Annotated in this window: 17 protein-coding genes; 10 read left to right on the forward strand and 7 right to left on the reverse strand. The window is 42.8% G+C overall.

Going from position 1 to position 19,408, the window contains the following annotated elements; all coding sequences use genetic code 11:
- Positions 1 to 27: 27 nt before the first annotated feature.
- From tsaB to CWD77_RS12710, 3 genes are all read right to left on the reverse strand, one after another.
- Positions 28 to 705 carry a tRNA (adenosine(37)-N6)-threonylcarbamoyltransferase complex dimerization subunit type 1 TsaB gene (gene tsaB, locus CWD77_RS12700; protein ID WP_101073961.1) on the reverse strand — a complete coding sequence of 226 codons (678 nt, stop codon included), beginning with the start codon at positions 703 to 705 and terminating at the stop codon, positions 28 to 30.
- 19 nt (positions 706 to 724) lie between these two features.
- Positions 725 to 2,728: a hypothetical protein gene (locus CWD77_RS12705; RefSeq protein WP_101073962.1), complete on the reverse strand. Its 2,004-nt coding sequence runs from the start codon at positions 2,726 to 2,728 to the stop codon at positions 725 to 727.
- Between the two features lie 80 nt (positions 2,729 to 2,808).
- Entirely contained in the window at positions 2,809 to 4,110 is a 1,302-nt protein-coding gene (locus CWD77_RS12710) for a dihydroorotase (protein WP_101073963.1), read from the reverse strand.
- A gap of 144 nt (positions 4,111 to 4,254) precedes the next feature.
- Between CWD77_RS12710 and CWD77_RS12715 the strand changes: the two genes are divergently transcribed.
- The 4 genes from CWD77_RS12715 (at position 4,255) to CWD77_RS12730 (ending at position 8,643) form a co-directional block, all read left to right on the forward strand.
- On the forward strand, positions 4,255 to 4,845 hold the full coding sequence (locus tag CWD77_RS12715) for a GNAT family N-acetyltransferase (protein ID WP_101073964.1): 591 nt from the start codon (positions 4,255 to 4,257) through the stop codon (positions 4,843 to 4,845).
- 111 nt (positions 4,846 to 4,956) lie between these two features.
- Entirely contained in the window at positions 4,957 to 6,294 is a 1,338-nt protein-coding gene (gene xseA / locus CWD77_RS12720) for an exodeoxyribonuclease VII large subunit (protein ID WP_101073965.1), read from the forward strand.
- A gap of 149 nt (positions 6,295 to 6,443) precedes the next feature.
- Positions 6,444 to 7,865, forward strand: coding sequence for a PAS domain S-box protein (locus CWD77_RS12725; protein ID WP_101073966.1), 1,422 nt, complete (start codon positions 6,444 to 6,446; stop codon positions 7,863 to 7,865).
- Between the two features lie 121 nt (positions 7,866 to 7,986).
- Positions 7,987 to 8,643 carry a response regulator gene (locus CWD77_RS12730; RefSeq protein WP_101073967.1) on the forward strand — a complete coding sequence of 219 codons (657 nt, stop codon included), beginning with the start codon at positions 7,987 to 7,989 and terminating at the stop codon, positions 8,641 to 8,643.
- A gap of 14 nt (positions 8,644 to 8,657) precedes the next feature.
- Here CWD77_RS12730 and CWD77_RS12735 read toward each other — a convergent pair whose 3' ends face one another.
- Positions 8,658 to 8,990, reverse strand: a complete 333-nt coding sequence (locus tag CWD77_RS12735) for a hypothetical protein (protein WP_101073968.1) — start codon at positions 8,988 to 8,990, stop codon at positions 8,658 to 8,660.
- A gap of 266 nt (positions 8,991 to 9,256) precedes the next feature.
- Between CWD77_RS12735 and CWD77_RS12740 the strand changes: the two genes are divergently transcribed.
- The 4 genes from CWD77_RS12740 to CWD77_RS12755 all read left to right on the forward strand — a co-directional run bounded on the left by CWD77_RS12740 (position 9,257) and on the right by CWD77_RS12755 (position 12,458).
- A complete protein-coding gene (locus CWD77_RS12740; protein ID WP_101073969.1) occupies positions 9,257 to 10,492 on the forward strand; it encodes a hypothetical protein in 1,236 nt (411 codons plus the stop codon).
- A 64-nt stretch (positions 10,493 to 10,556) separates the two neighbouring features.
- On the forward strand, positions 10,557 to 11,156 hold the full coding sequence (locus CWD77_RS12745; RefSeq protein ID WP_101073970.1) for a YceI family protein: 600 nt from the start codon (positions 10,557 to 10,559) through the stop codon (positions 11,154 to 11,156).
- A 21-nt stretch (positions 11,157 to 11,177) separates the two neighbouring features.
- On the forward strand, positions 11,178 to 11,783 hold the full coding sequence (locus CWD77_RS12750; RefSeq protein WP_101073971.1) for a YceI family protein: 606 nt from the start codon (positions 11,178 to 11,180) through the stop codon (positions 11,781 to 11,783).
- Positions 11,784 to 11,792: 9 nt separating this feature from the next.
- The gene (locus tag CWD77_RS12755) at positions 11,793 to 12,458 is read left to right on the forward strand and encodes a hypothetical protein (RefSeq protein WP_101073972.1); all 666 of its coding nucleotides are present in this window, start codon (positions 11,793 to 11,795) and stop codon (positions 12,456 to 12,458) included.
- Between the two features lie 8 nt (positions 12,459 to 12,466).
- On the opposite strand, the gene CWD77_RS12760 is transcribed toward CWD77_RS12755, so the two are convergent.
- A complete protein-coding gene (locus CWD77_RS12760; RefSeq protein WP_101073973.1) occupies positions 12,467 to 13,522 on the reverse strand; it encodes a saccharopine dehydrogenase family protein in 1,056 nt (351 codons plus the stop codon).
- A gap of 141 nt (positions 13,523 to 13,663) precedes the next feature.
- Between CWD77_RS12760 and CWD77_RS12765 the strand changes: the two genes are divergently transcribed.
- Together CWD77_RS12765 and CWD77_RS12770 are read left to right on the forward strand one after the other, a co-directional pair.
- Positions 13,664 to 14,479 (forward strand): UDP-2,3-diacylglucosamine diphosphatase, encoded by an 816-nt coding sequence (locus CWD77_RS12765; RefSeq protein WP_101073974.1) that lies wholly within the window; start codon positions 13,664 to 13,666, stop codon positions 14,477 to 14,479.
- On the forward strand, positions 14,476 to 15,498 hold the full coding sequence (locus CWD77_RS12770) for a glycosyltransferase family protein (protein ID WP_101073975.1): 1,023 nt from the start codon (positions 14,476 to 14,478) through the stop codon (positions 15,496 to 15,498). The genes CWD77_RS12765 and CWD77_RS12770 overlap by 4 nt, the downstream gene beginning before the upstream one ends.
- Positions 15,499 to 15,577: 79 nt before the next feature.
- Here the strand turns inward: CWD77_RS12770 and CWD77_RS12775 are convergent, their stop codons facing one another.
- Both CWD77_RS12775 and CWD77_RS12780 read right to left on the reverse strand, forming a co-directional pair.
- Entirely contained in the window at positions 15,578 to 17,650 is a 2,073-nt protein-coding gene (locus CWD77_RS12775) for a M16 family metallopeptidase (RefSeq protein ID WP_101073976.1), read from the reverse strand.
- An 11-nt stretch (positions 17,651 to 17,661) separates the two neighbouring features.
- Positions 17,662 to 19,191, reverse strand: coding sequence for a M16 family metallopeptidase (locus CWD77_RS12780; RefSeq protein WP_206018021.1), 1,530 nt, complete (start codon positions 19,189 to 19,191; stop codon positions 17,662 to 17,664).
- Between the last annotated feature and the right edge of the window lie 217 nt (positions 19,192 to 19,408).

Genomic DNA, 19,408 nt, shown 5'->3' on the forward strand with positions numbered 1-19,408 from the left:
AACGAATTCGTGCCGAAGCAAAAATCTTTATCCTTTAATCGGTGAATTATTTATCTGAGCCATCGTTAAATATTCCGGCTCAAAGGTTTCAACCTCTGCTTGTTTATAAAACCTTTTCATCTTTGGGTGGTTCCATGCATAAATTAAGCTAACAGCAGAAACACCTTCCAGACCGATCCATCGAACGGCTTCTCTTTCAGAATATTCCAATCGGTCCCACCCGGTTCCAATTACAATATCACCGTTAGAAATTTTTTGTGTGATTTGCTCCAGTTCCAATGCTGATGCTTCTGTGGCTTCAGCTGATGATCCTTTTATTTGCTGATAATATAGATGATTTCTGCGAGCATCAATGACAGAATGAATAATCCGGTTGTTTGAACTTTCTGTTAGTTGGCCACAGGCAAATGATATCAATGTCGGGTAGATATATAACGGAACATCTTTACCAAACAGCAATCCTTTGATTAATGCGGCGCCGATTCGAAGTCCGGTATACGAACCCGGACCATTACTGAATAAAACGGCATCTAAATCGTCCACATTCAAATCTGCCCGCTGTAGCAGGTCTTCAATAAATTGAACCGTATACTCTGAGTGGACACCCCGCCCTTCAATACGCTTCTCTTTTGTACGTCCGTCTCCTGTCTGAAGGGCTACCGAACAGACCGGGGTTGAAGTTTCTATGGCTAAAAGGTTTTTCATCAGAAGGTAAAGATAACGGTTATCTGTCAGTTTCTATAAACCAGACTTCGTTGCTCAACCCCACCCAGCGCTCGTAAATTCTGCGAAGCTGAGCATAATCTTGGGCAGAAAACTGTTTGCGATCAATATCCACACCAAATGAATAGTTTAATTGTTTTTGGGTAACGTCATACTCTTCCATCAGTTTAGCGCCGGGTAACTCCGTTGACTGTTCACCCTGAAGTTCCTCAGAACTCGTTCCATCAGGAAGATTAACCCGGTACTTTACAAACAGGGTTTCAGGCGCATCCAGGGTAATGGGAACGCGCCGGTTTGTGGTTTCAAAAGGATTCTGATAGAGATAACCCACCATCATTGGCTTGTACTCCAACCCTTCAGAAAAGGAGACCGCATAATTTGAAATTGCAAAATCTGCCTGAATGGTAATCAGATCCCGATTCTCGTTTTGAACTGTGATCTCGGTTTCACTCAGGTCAACGTCCGGGTAAACATCCAGAAAAATCTTCTTAATAATTTCACTATTCGTTTCTCCCCCGGCTATGCTGCGCCTGATTTCCCGGGACGGATAGCCGGATACCTCCGCTTTCAAAACACCTGCCAAACTTCCATTGATATCAAGATCGGCCTCAATTTCAATATCCAGATTAAATCTGCTTTTCTCAGGCAGAATTTCAACCCAATCAAAAGTATTCTCTAAAAGCAGGAATCCCTGTTCGTTGTAAGCATCAACAGAAATCAGGTTGGGAAGACTGTGCGAATAGGAGGCATCCATAATGAATGTTTCTTCCCCGATTTCGGAGAAAACCAGCATCCGGTTAAACTGGAAAAGAGAGGGATAGGATCGGTTTATCCGGCCAAACTGGCGGCCTGAAATAAAGAGTGGATATGCATCAATTCCGGCTTTTCTCAACATCCCCATCAGCAGAGTATTTATTTCAGCCTGATCGGCAGGCTCACCCTTCGCAACACGTCCCAAATCACCCTCTGCATAAATAGAATGCACACCATCGAACTGCATATTTGAATTCACAAAATGGAAGATTGAATCCTGTAGCTCCTGCAAATTTTGAACCGACAAATAAGGCTCCGTTAATTCATCTATAAGAGCTTTATTCTCTTCTAAACGATCAAACGGATTCGAATTTCTTCGCATTTGTGCAGCAACCAATTCCCAGCTGTTATCCAGTGGCTGACGAGGCAGACCAAATTCACTGATCTGAAATTTCAACTTCGCGCGTACATCATCAATCGAAGAAATATAACTGGTTGTGTTGATTGCCGGAATGTCTGTCACTTTCCAAACTTCGACATTTACAGGATCGGGGCGTTCGTAGGTAAATACGAAAGGTATGCTGCTGGTATCTACGTTGAACTCCTGATAGCTCAATTCAAAATCTACATTTTGCTCAATCACATCAAACCGAAGGTAATTGGCATTTTTCAAATAGAGTGCGGTTTCCCGAACCGGAACACGGTCTGACAAGTAAAAGTCAGGAAGCTCTTCTATATATCTCCGCTCAAGAGTGTACTTATATTCTAAAATCACACCCTCCTCGATCTCCGGCATCTCAAATTCAATTAGCCTGTACCGGCTGTTTAGCTCTACATTGCGAGTGTCATCAACATTTAACCGATAGAATTGGCCGTTCGGCTTCCAGGTAAGTCCTTCAAGATTTGTAACTCGTTCGATATTATCCGAAGCGTAGTACGGAATACCAATCAATGCAGCTTCGGTCTGCTCTATCGGATCATCTGAGTAGATTTTTATCCGGTTCAAATAGTGAATGTAAGCCACTATGCCGCGGTCCGTTTCATCAAATTCAACAGATGCTTCTCTCAGCAAAAACTCATAGGGAGCGTTGTGCCCAGGTGCCGATTCCGACAATTCAGCCGGCAGCGATCCGAACTTTTCAAATATCATCCTCTCCTGTAAAATTTCATCGCTGTCGAACTGAGCATATCCCAAAGCAGGAAGCAACCATAGTGTGCTTAAAAGGGCTAATTTTACAGTTTGATGAAACATTCGTTAGAGATCGTTGATCTTTTGATCTGTAAAATCACATCTCAGGAGAGGACGTTCCCGAATAGAGTGATCCATTGCAGTTAAGCTCGAAGCTTGTTTTCAATAAACCGGTTCCGGTTGTAAATCGCTACGGCTCTCCCGGTTAAAGATTCACCAAGATAAGGTGAGTTTTTCGACTTAGAACGGACTTCATTTTCGCTGTAAACCCACTCTTCGTCTGTGTTGAAGATTGTCAGATTTGCTTTCTCTCCCTCTTTAACCATCGGCACAGACAGGTTTAGAATGTTGCGCGGGTTGGTCACCAGCTTATCCAAAATCTGTTCCAACGTGAGTTTACCCGGTTTTAAAAGGCGCATGTTGGTAATACTCCAAGCGGTATCCAGGCCCGTAATTCCATTGGGCGCATAGATAAACTCCACCTCTTTCTCTTCAATGGCGTGCGGCGCGTGGTCTGTACAAATAACATCTATAGTCCCATCTTCCAGGCCTTCAATCATCGCATCTACATCATCTTGTGTTCGAAGAGGTGGATGCATTTTTACGTTCGTATCGAAATGACGTTTGTCGATCTCCTCATCGGTCAAATCAAAATGGTGTGTGCACACCTCAGTGGTAACATTCACGCCTTCTTCTTTTGCTATTCTGACCAGATCAACCGCCTTACGCGTACTGATATGAGCCACATGAATATGTCCGCCTGTAAATCCTGCTAACAGAATATCACGAGCAATCATGGTTTCTTCCGCAATTCCGGGTGTCCCCTCAAGTCCAAGCCGGGTTGAAACTACCCCCTCATTCATATGACCGGGACGAGAAAGCTTCAGATCTTCTTCGTGATTGATAATCGGTACGCCCAACATAGAAGAGTACTCCAACGCCACTCGCATTACCTGAGAGTTGTATACAGGGTCGCCATCATCACTAAATGCTACTGCACCGCCGGCTTTCATATCCGACATCTCCGCGATCGACTTCCCCGCACGCTCTTTGGTTACACAGCCAATGGGGTGCACATCTACCGCTTCCTTCTCTGCTTTCTTTTTAATGAACTCCACTACATCGCGTGTATGAGTGGCGGGTTTGGTATTGGGCATACAAGCCACTTCTGTAAATCCGCCAAAAGCGGCAGACCGGCAACCGGTTTCAATTGTCTCTTTGTGCTCAAATCCCGGCTCACGGAAATGAACATGCATGTCCATCCATCCGCCGCTTACAAATGCACCCTTTGCATCGAATACATTTTCTCCTTCTTCTGCAGAAATTTCATCTGATATCTCCGCAATGACTCCATCATTAATACGTATATCTTTTTGAGATTTACCGTCAAAACCATCTCCTACAGGTATACAGTTTTTAATAATTAAATTCGGCGTAGCGTCCATATCAAATGAGGTTTAATTTTTTGTGCAAATATAGGCTGATTTCTGCATAATTACGATCAGATCTGTAAACTAACTCTTTGATTGCATCGAAAAAACTTCAAAATCCCCTGATCACAATAATTAATCTTTTACCCCGCGCAGATTATGCTTATCAAAAAAACGGTGCACGGCAGCCAAATCAAACCCTACCTGAAGCAGATTGGCGAACTCCGTATTAATGTATTCCGAGAGTTTCCTTACCTGTATGATGGTTCAGCCGAGTACGAGCAGGAGTATCTGAAAAAGTACATAGACTCAGATGAAAGCATTGCCGCGATGGTGCTGGATGATGACCAATTGGTAGGGGTTTCTACAGGTATTCCATTATCAGATGAATCTTATGACTTTAAAAAGCCGTTTTCAGAAAACGGATACAATTTGCAAAACATTTACTACTGCGGAGAGTCCGTTCTTTTGCCATCATACAGGGGACTTGGACTCTACAGTCACTTCTTTTCTGAGCGTGAGAATTATGCGAAGTCTTTGGATAGATTTGAGTTAATCACATTCTGCGCGGTCGATCGGGATCCAAATCACCCTCTCCGTCCCGACAACTACACTCCATTGGATCCGGTTTGGGAAAAATACGGATATCGGAAAGCCCCTCAGCTCATAGCCCGGTTTCCATGGAAAGACATTGATGAGACCGAAGAGACTCAAAAAGAACTAGTATTCTGGACAAAACAACTCACGTAAAAGTTCAGATTACATTGGCATTCCGCAGCTAAATTTTGGTATAATGTGGTCTGAGTAAAAACCGAACTCACACAAACTGATTTCTGACATTCGTTTCCTGAACTACGTTTTATGAAGAACCAGATTCCATTCTCTTTTGATGTACCTACCGTATCAGAAATCACCGAAAAAATTAAAGGACTGCTTGAACGAAATTTTCGCGATATCCTGGTTGAAGGTGAAATCAGCAATGTGAATCAAAGCCGCAACGGGCACTACTACTTTACGGTAAAGGATGATGATGCTCAGCTTCCCTGTGTGATCTGGAGAAGCACAGCACAGAGAATGGAAGTTGAAATCCGGGATGGTCAGCAGGTGGTACTGGGTGGAGATCTGCAAGTTTACGCACCACACGGGCGCTACCAAATGATTGTCTCCCTGGTACAGCAAGCCGGAATCGGTAAACTTCAGCAGAAATTTGAACAACTCAAGAAAAAGCTCGAAGAAGAAGGGCTCTTCAGCGATTCCTACAAAAAATCGATTCCACCATTTCCTACTAAGATTGGTGTCATTACATCTGCAACGGGAGCTGCTTTCCACGATATAAAATCCACTTTTGAGCAGCGCTGGCCCGTAGCCACGCTATATTTGCACCACGCCAGTGTTCAGGGGCTCAATGCTGCGCCTGAACTGGTAAAAGCTATCGAATGGTTTGGTTCACAAAAAAAACCGGTAGATCTGTTGATAATCGGTCGCGGTGGTGGATCTCTCGAGGATCTCTGGCCATTCAATGAAGAAACTGTTGCACGAGCAGTATTCAACTGCCCCATACCAACCATTAGCGCAGTGGGTCACGAAGTCGATTTTAGTATCACCGACTTTGTGGCTGATGCCAGGGCTGCAACGCCAACCCAGGCTGTAGTCATCGCTGCCCCGGATATTAACGAGCTGCGCTACATGGTAGATGATTATGCAAGTGATATGGAAACTATTCTTCAGCAAAAGATTCAAACCTATCGGGAGTATGTCTACAGACTTGCAAATTCACATGCACTGCTGGTGGTACAGGAAAAACTGAAATTTCAAAAAAACAGGGTTGATGCTCTGTTAGAACGGATGAACAGTCGGATGGATCGGGCTATATCGGAGCGGCGATCCCATATACAACAACTGAACTCAACAGTAGAATCTTCAAACCCGAAAGTAGTTTTACAAAAATGGGGGGAGTCTGTAGCCGTACTTTCCGAGCGATTGGAAAACCGATATGAACGCATGTTAAGTGATAAAAAATCAGCTTTGAACAAACAGCTTTCCCTGCTTGCCGAAGTAAATCCGAAGGCTCCGCTGGAACGTGGATTTACCCGGATATTACAGGATGGAGTTTGGATCAGATCATCAAAACATTTTAAAAAATCAGCTGAAACAGAAATTGAGTGGAACGATGGATCAGCCAAAATTAAATCGGTTTGATGCCCTCCATTTATTCTGTTTATCTGCTTGACAATTTTAAAATTAGACTATTTCAGACCATTTACTATTTTATTTAAAATAATCTGACAGATTGAACAGTTTCAATAGAATGAAATTACCTGTTTAAAACACAAGAGCCTTCAGCATTTATGAAAACACTTGTAACCGGATATAATGAAGAAGCCATAAACATTCTGAAAAGTGCTCTTGAGAGAAGAAATCATCACGTCATTGTTGGTGAACCGGAAGAACGGTTACTCAACACGATAGAAGAGGATAATATTTCCCTCATTTTGTTAAGTGATTTTTCTGAAAAAGGCTTGCGCCTTTGCCGTCTTACAAGGGCAAGTGAGCGGGGAAAACACCGCACTGTTATAGCAGTAATCAGTAAAGAACATATGGAGCATTTACACAGGATGCTCGATGCTGAAGTGGATCAATATATTACAGAATCTCTTTTCGACGAACAGCGATTGGATGTACGCCTCGCTTTTGCGGAAAAAATGGCTCGCAATAAAGAGGAGCAGTTCCTGATTGAGCAAAAATTGCGTGAAAGCGAAGCCCGGGCTCGCAGTATTCTCCGAACAACAGTAGATGCCATCATCACGATTGACCGACACGCCCAGATCAGAACTTTCAATAAGGCCGCAGAAGATCTGTTTCTCTACAAAGCTTCTGAAGTTATCGGCAAGAATGTAAAGCTGTTAATGCCTCAACCCTATCGCCGGGAGCACGACGACTATATCAATAATTATCACAATACCGGGCATAAAAAGATCATAGGCATTGGCCGGGAAGTGACCGGCTTACGCAAAGATGGGTCATCATTTCCAATGTATCTGGCTGTAAGTGAAGTGAATGTAAACGGCCAGCGGCTTTACACAGGTATTGTTCGCGATATTACCGAGCAGCGCCGGCTGGAACAGGAAGTTCTGCGCATTAGTGAGCACGAACGGCATCGTATTGGCCAGGATTTACACGATGGCCTGGGACAAATGCTGACCGGCATCAGCCTGATTAACCGGAATATTGCCAATTCGCTCAGGGACGAAAATCACCCTTTGGCTGAAGAGGTAGATGACATTACCCGTTTGGTTAAAGAAGCAGATGAGTATGCCCGAAGCCTTTCCAGGGGATTGATTCCGGTAGAATTTGAAGGCCAGGGGTTGAAAGCTGCATTGGAACGAATGATGAAAAATGCTGAGAAGCTTTTCAATATAACTTGCAAGTTGGAAGCACCCGATAATCTTCAATTCGAAGATTCCACGAATTTAACTCACCTCTATCGGGTGGTTCAAGAAGCAACCAGCAACGCCGTTAAACATGGAAATGCTTCAGAAGTTCACATCTCAATCGACAGTGATGAAGAGCGGTTGGTGATTAAAATAGAAGATAACGGAACCGGTTTTTCTGACGACTGGGAAGAGGAACGCGGTCTTGGAGTTCGAATTATGCATTTCAGATCACAGTTAATCGGGGCTAACCTTGAAATTGGCTCCAGTGGAAAGCTTGGGGGAGCAGCCATCATTGTTACACTCTACCCCGTGGGAACCAGTTACTCCTATAAATAGATACGTTTTGAGTTAAACGTTGATTGAAGAATGCGAATGACAAGCATTTTTCTTAAACTCTGCAGTACTTAAATAGGTTATCTACCAACAGACCTGTTTCTCGACAATTTTATAAAACACTATGGGAGCTAATAAAAAGATTTACATTGTTGATGACCATCCTCTTATGAGGAAAGGACTGGCTATGACCCTTGAAAAAGAAGTGGGGTTTGAATTGACAGGTCAGGCCGAATCTGCTGAGGAAGCGATGAATGATATTCTGGAACTCAAGCCCGATGTAGCTATCATCGACATCTCACTACCCGGTATGAATGGTTTAGAGCTTGTTAAAAATCTGTTACACCAAATGCCCGGGTTGAAAATTTTGATTGTTAGCCGCCATGACGAAGAACTCTACGCCGAGAGGGCACTGCGTGCCGGTGCTAAAGGGTATTTGATGAAACTTGAAGCTGTAGATGTACTAGTACAGGCCATCAACCAAATTCTGAATGGTGGAATCTACCTTAGCAATAAGATCGGCAACAAGTTGCTCATGAAACTGGCAACCGGCAATAATGCGAAAAGTGATAATCCACTGGACCAGTTAAGTGACCGTGAGCTGGAAGTGTTTGAACTGACCGGGAAAGGTCTATCCACAAAAGAGATTGGCGAAAAACTTCACATATCCGTCAAAACAGTCGAAAGCCATCGCGCAAACATCAAAGACAAGCTACAAATTGATACAGCTAACGAGCTGATGCGTCACGCTGTTCGCTGGGTTGAAGGGGCATCAGGGTAAACTATTTCCTGCCTCTAGTAGTATAAAATTACGCTATTCCTATCGTGCTGGATAGATTTTTCTCTGGCATTCACCAAATTGAATGAGTGAATAGTCACATTCCTGTCAAATTTCAGCAACAGATACCCGTCATTTACTTCAGTTAAGCTGTAATCCTCACCTGAATTATATGTTGTAATTGAGTTGTCTGTTCGTACGGAAACCCTTTCAATTATGTCCAGCTGTTTTAATTCATCTTCAATCGGGAGGACCGATGTAGAAGTATCACTGCAGGAGGTTGTAATCAAGCACAAGGCCGCAAATCCAAAAACAGTCAAAAGTGTCTGTTTTATTAAAAATCCTTTCATAACTAAGTATTTTTACGTTTAATACAAGTGTAAGTCATTAAAAAACAATGACGCGTATTTCTGCCACTTGAAATGCGTTAGGGGAATTTCCTACCCGTATCGGGGAAATCCCCACTGCACAATCAGAACTTGACCGCTAACACAGCAGCTTACCGCTGCCGATATTGCTCATGTCGTTTTGATTGAACGATGATAACAAACGCTCTTACAGAAAGTAAAAGCATTAAAAAATTTTCTCAACATTAATAAACAAATACCACATAGTTATGAAAACTACAATTATGACAATGGCTGTGCTGATCGCTTCTCTGCTCGTTGCAGATTTTGCAAATGCACAGAGCAACCGCGACTTACAATACTTTAGAGCTCCGGATCAAACCGGAATTAACGTTTTTGAAACCTCAAAAGATACTGATGTAGAATTTGATGGATTCAATTTACGAATAGGTGGTGCAAACACACTTCAGTTCCAGGCACTGACAAATGAAACAGGACCTGATTTACATCCTAACTTCAACCTAGCTACTTCAAATCTCGACATCGATGCTCAGTTAGCAAACGGACTTAGAATGCACCTGAGAACATATCTGTCTTCTCGTCACCACGCAGAAGCATGGGTTAAAGGTGGATACATTCAAATGGATCGACTGGATTTTATCCAAGAAGATTTCATGGCCGGTCTTATGGACATGGTTACCATTAAAGTAGGTCACATGGAAATCAACTATGGTGATGCTCACTTTAGAAGAACTGACAATGGTCAGGCTATCTACAACCCATTTGTAGGCAACTATCTAATGGATTCTTTTACTACAGAAGTTGGTGGTGAAATCTACGTCCAGAATAATGGTCTGCTTGCTATGTTTGGTTTAACAAATGGTAAGCTGAATCAAAGTACAATTGAAGGTGCCACAAATACCCGAGCATCCATTGTAGCTAAACTTGGCTATGACAGTCAAATTAATGAAGACCTTAGATTCCGTCTGACAGGTTCTATCTATCATACAGGACAAGCTGCAAGAACTTACTTGTACTCAGGTGACCGTGCCGGATCTCGTTATTACAACGTAGTAATTGAAGGCAACGACTTCAGTGGACGATTTAACCCTGGCTTCAACAATGAAATGACAGCCATCCAGATCAACCCTTTCGTTAAGTTCCAAGGTTTAGAGTTCTTTGGCGTGATGGAATTTGTATCAGGAAAAGGTGCCGGCGATGTTGACACACGTTCTGTTGCACAATACGGTGGAGAACTGATCTACAGATTTGGTGCCAGCGAAAATGTATACCTTGGCGGCCGTTACAACGTTGTAACAGGAGACAACAGTGCTAACGAAGATATCGATATCACAAGATTGAACATTGGTGGTGGATGGTTCATGACCAAGAACGTACTTGCAAAATTAGAGTACGTAACACAGTCTTATGACGGATTCTCTGACCCAGATTTTTCAGATGCTGGATTTGATGGTGTAATGCTCGAAGCAGTTATCAGCTTCTAAATAATCTTTTAATCTGTGGGGCATTCTTGCCTCACAGATTAATTAACACTCAAGGAGACCATACATGTATTTCAAAAAAATAATAACCACCTCGATATTAATGCTTTTTATGGCAGGCGCAGTGTTTGCCCAGGATATGACCCTGAATGTGCAAGATGACTATGAAATGCGTCTTGACGGAGAGGCAAATGTCCGAAGCTGGGGAGCTGACATCACAGAACTGAGCGGCACCCTGGTTCTTTCAGAAATGGAAGAAATTACCATCGACAGTTTAACTGCCGATTCTTTTAAAGAGATGACCCTGACTATTCCCGTAGAGAGTATGGATTCCGGCTCTGGCGGTTTGGATAAAAACATGAGAAAATATCTGAAAGCAGACGACTATCCTGAAATTACGTTTACACTGAATGAAGTAACAGACATCGAAGTTCAGGATGACGGTACAGCCTTAATCACCGCTGTTGGTGTTGTAAGCGCGGCCGGTAATGATCACGAAGTTACGATGAATGTAAACGCAAGCATCAATTCCGATGGAACTATTAATTTCACCGGTGAGCAAGATCTGCTTATGACAAGCTTTGATATTGATCCTCCAACTGCAATATTTGGAACTGTTCGTGCACGAGATGAAATGCTAATTACATTCAACGTGAACTTCAACTAAATTTCTAATCCATAACATGACATGAAACTTCTTCAGATTTTAACATTTATTGGCCTGTGGGTTCTTACACTCACGGCACCTGAAGGAGAACTTTTCTCTCAAAACCGGTTCACCCCTGCTGAAGAGGTGAGCCGGCTTTGGATTGAAGGAAGCTCAAACGTAAATACTTTCGATTGTGTAGCTAATGAGTACAGTGGAGAGGCCGTCGTAGGTCAAAATGGCACTGAAGAATCTGATCAGGAAGATCAAGAAGTTACATTGGAAGTCGTAATTAACGTTAACGGCTTTGATTGTGGAAAAAGGAAAATGAATAGTGATATGAAAAAAGCCCTGAAGGCTGATTCATATCCAAATATTACATTCAGCTATAGCCGTGCTGAATTGCTCAACTCAAATGATGTTAATCAATTTATAGTTGAAGGTGACTTGACAGTTGCTGGGGTAACAAGGGAAATCAGCTTCGTCGCTGAAGGAGACGTTTCAGAAAACGGGGAAATGAGAGCGCGTGGCAGTAAAAAAATATTCATGACCGATTACGGTATTGAGCCACCAACAGGACTTCTCGGCCTGATTAAAGCAGATGATGAACTCACGGTTCACTTCGATCTAACCGCAAAACGTATTTGAGCCAAAAAGATGCTGAAAACCTGGATCGAACAAATTAAAAATCAACCGGATCGCTACGGCACAGTTTATTGGAAATACCACCTTTCAAGCAATATTCTGGAGCTCTCAGTAAAAAAAGAGTTTGTTGAGCAAGAAAGTGAATACAGAAACGCAGTAATCAGTATTGGTAAAGTACTACAGGCTTTGCGACAAAAGTTGACCGGGGAAGGATTACAACACCATATTCAAAGTTTTCCAAACCTCGATGATTCTGCACTAATTGCAGCCATCCGAATATTCAATTCCGCCAAATCAAAACCTAAGAAAAGTGTAAATACCCAAAAAGGTGATGAACCTGCATTTATGCTGGAAGCACTTGAAAATTGCGCGGCTGCCAATCAACTTAATCTGCATCACATCCATCCAACGGAACTCCCGGATGTAGTGATTCCTTCACCCGATAAAAAATTTAGCTGGTTTGCTCTTTGCGCTGATCACGACAACCCATTTACATGGCTTCGGGTTGGCTATTGGAAAGAGTATCTTCAGAATCTCGAGGATAAAAATAAGACAGGCCTTATTATTGTGAGCGATTCAGTCATTTGCAATAACCGGCTGATTCTCAACGGCTCCGTCAATAATAAGTATGTTCAGCTTTTGATCGGAATACCGGAACACTCCATAGCGGATAACTGAAAAAACGTTTAAAGAAACTCGATTTCTGAGTGTTCAAAACCAAGTATAAAATCAGCACCATAAACATTAGACGGTGTTTGATACCCCGATTTAAGCTTATCCTTCAAACAGTTTTCAACTATTTTAAGTGCTGTTTCAGCCGTCAGTTGGTATCCTTCTTTCGTCTTCAACAGAGCCACTACAGATTCTCCCTTTGCATTCGATGCATGTCCCCAAAGCAGTGACCTTCCCTCTCGTCTTTCTCCCTCAGATGGACCCGGTTTTCCCTGTTCAACTCTCGATTTTAAGAATGATTTGAGTCGCTTATTTTTAACAATTGGGCCAAGCCTGTTTAACCACTTCAATTTTTCAATACTCTTTTTAGGCAAAGCCGCATAAACAACAATATTCCCAATTCCTGTAGAAGTGTAGGCTGTTGAAATATCGCCCCAGGGAATGGAAACAGCATCTTTCCATTTATCCCCAAATCGGATTTTTCGGATCAGATAAGCTGCCGGCACCTCTTCAATCTTCCCGCCCCTGCGCACGGCCCCTCCACTGCCAAGGTTTTCGATCATGGTCTTTGCCGTTCCTCTCGACAAGCCTCCTCCCAGTCCGGAAATAGCAAGTTCCAGATGAGTGGCATCAGGTAATTTCTTGTGCAGTGTAGCTGCTAAACAATCTGAAGGCACAACATCAAAACCCACGCCCGACATTGCCATTAAGCCTTTTTCTTCAAATTCCGGTCCCATCATTTTCAAAGACTCAAAAACGTTGATCTCACCGGTAATATCTAAATAGTGGCAGTTATTTCTCAGGCAAGCTTCCGCCATCGGTTTCCAGGTGTGGACAAATGGACCGGCACAGTGTAGTACAACTTCAGCATCCTGTAACAGTTCGTCCAAATCTTCAGGACTATCTAAGTCGGCTGCTTTATAATCTAATTCAAATTTCCCGGCTTGTTCTCGCAGTTTCTCTTCGTTTCTACCGGACAGCACAACATGCTGATCACCGTCCGAAGCCGCTAATTCGGTAATTAGATTACCGGTATATCCATAACTGCCATATAAAACCCATTTCTTCATACCTGATCCGACTACTGTTTGGTTTAATTAACTGCTGCCGATTACAATTCAATAACATTATCATCATCAAAACCTAATGATTCCAACATGTTAGCATAACAGTATTTAGTGAAATTTGTTGCAAAAAGAAATCATCTGCGAATGGAAAAACGCCCGCTCGACATTGTTGTACTTTCTGATATTCACCTGGGTACTGTAGGATGCCATGCTTTGGAATTGCTCCAGTATCTGAATTCTATCGATCCCAAAATGATCATTTTGAATGGAGATTTTGTAGATATCTGGAATTTTAAGAAATACTACTGGCCGGAGTCTCACATGATGGTTCTCCGAACCCTGCTCAACAAGATGGCAAATGGTACAGACATTTATTACCTGACCGGAAATCACGATGAAGTACTACGAAAAGTGTCAAGTCTGCAGTTAGGCCCACTTTTTATTCGCGATAAATTAGTCCTGAATCTCAAGGGTGAACGAGTATGGATATTTCATGGAGATATATTCGATATCACCATGAAGCACAGCAAATGGATTGCTAAAGCAGGAAGCCACGGGTATGATCTTCTCATTTTACTGAATCGTGCGATCAACAACATCTCCATGCGACTGGGTAAAGGAAAGTTTTCTCTCAGTAAAAAAATAAAGGATAGTGTAAAAAAAGCGGTCCGGTTTATTGATGATTTTGAAACCACCGCAATGGACCTTGCCATTGATGAGGGATACGATTACGTAATTTGTGGCCATATCCATCAACCCAAAATACGCGGCCATGAAAATGATCGGGGATCTGTTATCTACATGAACAGTGGCGACTGGGTTGAGAATTTGACTTCTCTTGAATACAACGGAGATGAATGGAATTTGTATCGCTACACAGAAGAGGAATTTAAAATTTCCCAAAGAATAGAGAAGGCAATTAAGAAGAGATCTATTAACGACGAAATTCTGATTGGATGAAAATTTTATATGGTATTCAGGGAACCGGCCACGGCCATATAAGCCGAGCCAGAGAAATCCTCCCCAAGTTGACAAGTCAGGCCTCCTTAGATGTTTTGATAAGCGGCTATAACTGCAATATGAGTCTGGAGAACACAGATGTGACTCATAAACGCGGAATTAGCTTAACTTACGATGATAATGGAAGTGTATCTTACCTGAAAACAACCTTGAATATCCAACCTGTCACCTTTCTTCAGGATATAAACTCTGTAAACCCTGATAAGTATGATCTTATCATATCTGATTTTGAGCCCATCACCGCTTGGGCATCAATCAATTCCAAAACACCTTCGATCGGCTTAAGCCATCAGGCATCGTTTCTCTCACCCAAGAGTCCCCGGCCCAAACAGATCTCTCTGCTTTCAGAATCCGTTCTAAAATATTTTGCACCCGTAAAACGTCCTATTGGTTTCCATTTTAAGCGGTACGATTCATTTATACTGCCACCGGTTATTCGTCAGGAGATTCGCTCTTTGCAACCGCATCAAAACAATCATGTAACGGTTTATCTACCTTCATTTAGCCATGAGAAGCTTGCAGCCATCTTTATGCAGTGTAAATCTGCAGACTGGCATATTTTTTCTCCACTTTGCGAATCCTCCTATCAAATTGAAAATGTTATCATTCATCCTGTTGGCAATAAGCCGTTTTTGGAAAGTATTGAGTCAGCGAAGGGAGTTATTGCGGGAGCAGGGTTTGAAACCTGTGCCGAAGCGATGTTTTTAGGAAAAAAGCTACTGGCAATACCGATTAAGAATCAGTACGAACAACTTTGTAACGCTGCAGCTCTGAATAAAATGGGAGTTCAAACCGTTCATCAAATCGATGATTCATTTGTTGAAACTGTTCAGGACTGGATTGAAAACGCAGAAACCGTGTATTTAAACGACACAGCAGACACAACTGAATTGGCAGATCTACTCTATCGATACGCCTCCATGCACTCGATAAACCGCAAACATGTTTCATCCTTCTGATTCTATTTATCTTATATCTGAGTAAACAAAATAGGCCGGAAAACCGGCCTATTTTGTAAAACACTGTGTAATCCGATACTTAGTTATCCAAAGAGTGTGATGTTATTACCGTTCTGGAAATCTGATTACCGTCTGAATAGCCGGTCGTTTCATAGGCCATCATTACGCCGCTCTCCTCTTTCCAATCTCTGTATTCCAGTGTAACGGTTACCCGCTGACCCTGCTGCGGATCCATCATTCGATACTCTGCCTGTGCCGGAAGTGCTGTCTCAGGGTCTATATAGAGTTCCAAAGGCATCTCATCATTTATTCGGATATGAGCGTATTCACTGCCGTTTAGCTCTTTCATTCCCAAAAACTCAACGTCCAGCTGATCTCTATTCAGCGCCAGGTAGACATAGTTTCTGTACAGTTCCGATTTGGTTTCAGCCAGTTGCTGTGGTGGCATATTCATCTCATTGCCGCCCATACGCATGACTCCCTGCCCATCAGCAACCTCAACAGTTACCTCGCCCATAGGTGCATTTATTACAGATGTAATTCGCTCCTCCTGGAAATTGATTGTTTGAGCAACTTTCATCGTAATTTCGCCTGCAGGACTTTGGACAATATTGTCTGCTTCAAAAGAAAGGTCCGATTCAAAAGCACCGTTAGGAAGCAGCGCAGCAGCCATCTTATCCAACCACTCTCTGCCCATTTCAGCATCACCGGCCACATCTTCCCGGTCGTCTGCGGGTTCAGGAATCGTGATATCAATTTCGTTCACGTCTCCATACTTGCTAAGCTGGTCGCCGATTTCGTTTGAGTTACCTACAACAAGGATTTGCACATCATCTGGTCGCAGATACTCATCTGCAACCTCCATAATATCCTCTGCCTGAACCTCTCGTATCTCTTCAACCAATCGATCGAAAGTGTCTTCAGGAAGGCCAGCATAGTCGTATCCCAAGCGTTCATTGAGGATTTTTGCGCGGCTGTCATATCTGAATACCAAGGAGTTCAAAAACTGATCTTTTGTTTGCTGCAGTTCTTCTTCTGTTATCGGTTCGTTTTGTAAACGCTCTATTTGTCCAATAATGGCATCAATAGCTTCCGCAGTAGTTTCACTTGCTGTCATTACACCGGCGGTAAATGTTCCGGGATAGAAAGTTCCGCTTCCGTATGAACCAAATACTGAGTAAGCCAGTCCCAGATCGGAACGGACCACTTTAAAAAGCCGGCTCGAAAACCCGCCGCTTAAAACCTGATTCATAACCTGAAGTTTGGCATAGTCTGGGTTGTCCCGCATACCGCCAATATGACCTAACAGTACGTAACTTTGATTTACATCCTGCTTATCAATAAAGTTAACACTACTTTCGAAATCGTAATTAACCTCAGGCAATTCGAGCTCAATCTCCTGTCCTGCCGGAATATCTGAAAACGAATTTTCTAACTTCGTTTTCATCTCTTCGATATCGAAATCACCAATGACTCCAATCATCATGTTACTGCCAACAAATGATTGTTCATGCAGTTCAACCATATCATCCCGGGTAATGTTGTCGATGGTTTCGTATTCGGTGTGTCGGGCAAAAACAGCGTCGTCTCCATAGATCAGTTTACGAAACTCCCTGCCGGCAACGCTCCCCTGATCGTCATTCCGACGGGAAATATTTGATTTCGACTGAGTTTTTGCCAACTCGATTTTTTCCTCAGGAAATAACGGATTTTGAAGCAGATCAATAAATATGGGCAGTAGTTCTTCAAAATCTTCTTCAAGAACATTCATGGAGGCTGATCCGGAAGTTAAACCGATACCTGTTTCCATTCTGGCAGCTCTGTTTTCCAAAAGCTCATTCAATTCATCATCCGGATACATTTCAGAGCCACCCGATCGCATAACTGTACCTGTTAGAGAAGCACGGCCAACTTTATCAGACGGATCCAGGAATGAACCTGTTCGAACACGAACATTCAGATTAATGAGCGGCAGTTCGCGATCTTCCACCAGATAAAATCGAATACCGTTATCCAGTTCAAAAATTTCTATATCCGGATTTTCAAAGTTATTGATTTCAGGATAATCGATTTCGTCCCATTTCTTTTGGGCATCGGCCACTTGCAAGCCTGCTAAGAGAAGTACAATAGTTGTTAATATAAATTTCTTCATGGTTCTGCCCTTTAATTTTCTTCTGAATTTATTGCTACTTCTTCCTCTGAGGATTCATTTTTTATCATCCCAACCGTTCGGTTGTTTTTCACAAAATAGGTTTCAGCAACTCTTTGTAAATCCTCAAGTGTTACCTCCTCCAGTGCTTCCAACGAACTAAAAGACTGTTTCCAGCTACCCTTCTGTGCATGATTTTCCGCAAAGCTGAGTGCAAGACCCATATTGCTGTTTAAACTCCGTACCTGGCTGGCACGCGCATTGGTGATGGCACGGTCTAACTCCTCTTGTGTGATATCCCCATCTTTAACTTTCTGGAACTCTTCTTCGATGATTTCCTCAATTTCCTCTAGCGTAACTCCTTGGTTTGGAACAGCCAGAGTCATAAATAAGCCGGGATATTTCGTGCCCGGAAATCCGTTAAAGGCTTGCACAGCCAAAGCCATCTGTTCGTCCTCAACCAATCTTTTATAAAGCCTGGAGGTTCTGCCCTGAGAAGTGATGGCTCCAACCAGCTGAAGTGCAGCAAAATCCGGGTGGGTTTGAGATACTGTATGATATCCCGAAAGGAAAAAAGGTTGAGATTCTTCAACCATCACAAAACGTCGCTCACCCCTTTGTTCCGGTTCAGAAGTGACGACTTCCGGTGCCGGACGGCCCGGAGCCATTCTGCCAAAGTACGTTTCTGCAAGCTCCTTCATTCTGTCCGGATCAACATCGCCGGCAATAGCAATGGTAATGTTGCTGGGGGTATAGTACTGCTGAAAAAACTGCTTGGCATCTTCGATGGATGTACCCTGAATATCTGATGACCAGCCTACAACCGGATTTTTATACGGATGAGCAGAATATGCCACACTTAGAAACTCTTCAATTAATCGGCCCACCGGATTAGAATCGGTTCGCATTCTTCGCTCTTCCATTACAACATCCTTCTCCGCATAAAACTCTCTGAAAACAGGGTTCAAAAAGCGATCTGATTCCAGCGTAAACCACAGTTCTGCTCGATTTTGTGGCAGACTGTAAAAATATCCTGTGGCATCGGCACTAGTAAACGCGTTTAGTCCACTTCCGCCATTCTGCTCAATGATCTGAGTGAATTCATTGCTGACCACATACTGATCTGCTTCATCAACCAACTCATCAAAACGACTCTTCAGCCGTTCCAGCCTCTCCTGATCGGGGTTGGGTTTGCTTCGTTCACGAACCCACTGCCGGTATACAAAATCTGCCCGTGTAATGGCGGCGCTCTCCTTTTCCCAATCTGTGGTTCCAATTTCCTTGGTGCCTTTGAATGCCATATGCTCAAAAATATGAGCGACTCCCGTATTCCCAACCGGTTCGTTTACACTTCCAACATTGACAAATGTCACAAATGTTGCTACAGGTGCAACCGGTCGCTCTATTATGATGAAGTGTAATCCGTTATCCAGAGTAAACTCTGTGACTTTCTCTTCGAATGTATCTAATCCCTGCGCAAATGAGACCATCGGCAGAAACAATACACTCAATACCCCTAAAAGTATCTTGTTTTTTTTCTTCATAGTAAGGTGAATAGTTTTTATGGTTAATGAACGGGCGTGTATACGTATGCTTTCTGAATAAGATTCACTTCCCCCCGATTTTCTTCACTCGACATATTGCAACCATCTTATTAAAAAATCAAGGGTTACCCATTTTTATTTTTTGACCTTATCAAATAAAGAAGCCAATCCCTGTAAAGAGATTGGCTATGAGTCATTTAGTAAATTTTTGGATTTA

This window comes from Rhodohalobacter barkolensis, from assembly GCF_002834295.1.
In the GTDB taxonomy this organism is placed as follows: domain Bacteria; phylum Bacteroidota; class Rhodothermia; order Balneolales; family Balneolaceae; genus Rhodohalobacter; species Rhodohalobacter barkolensis.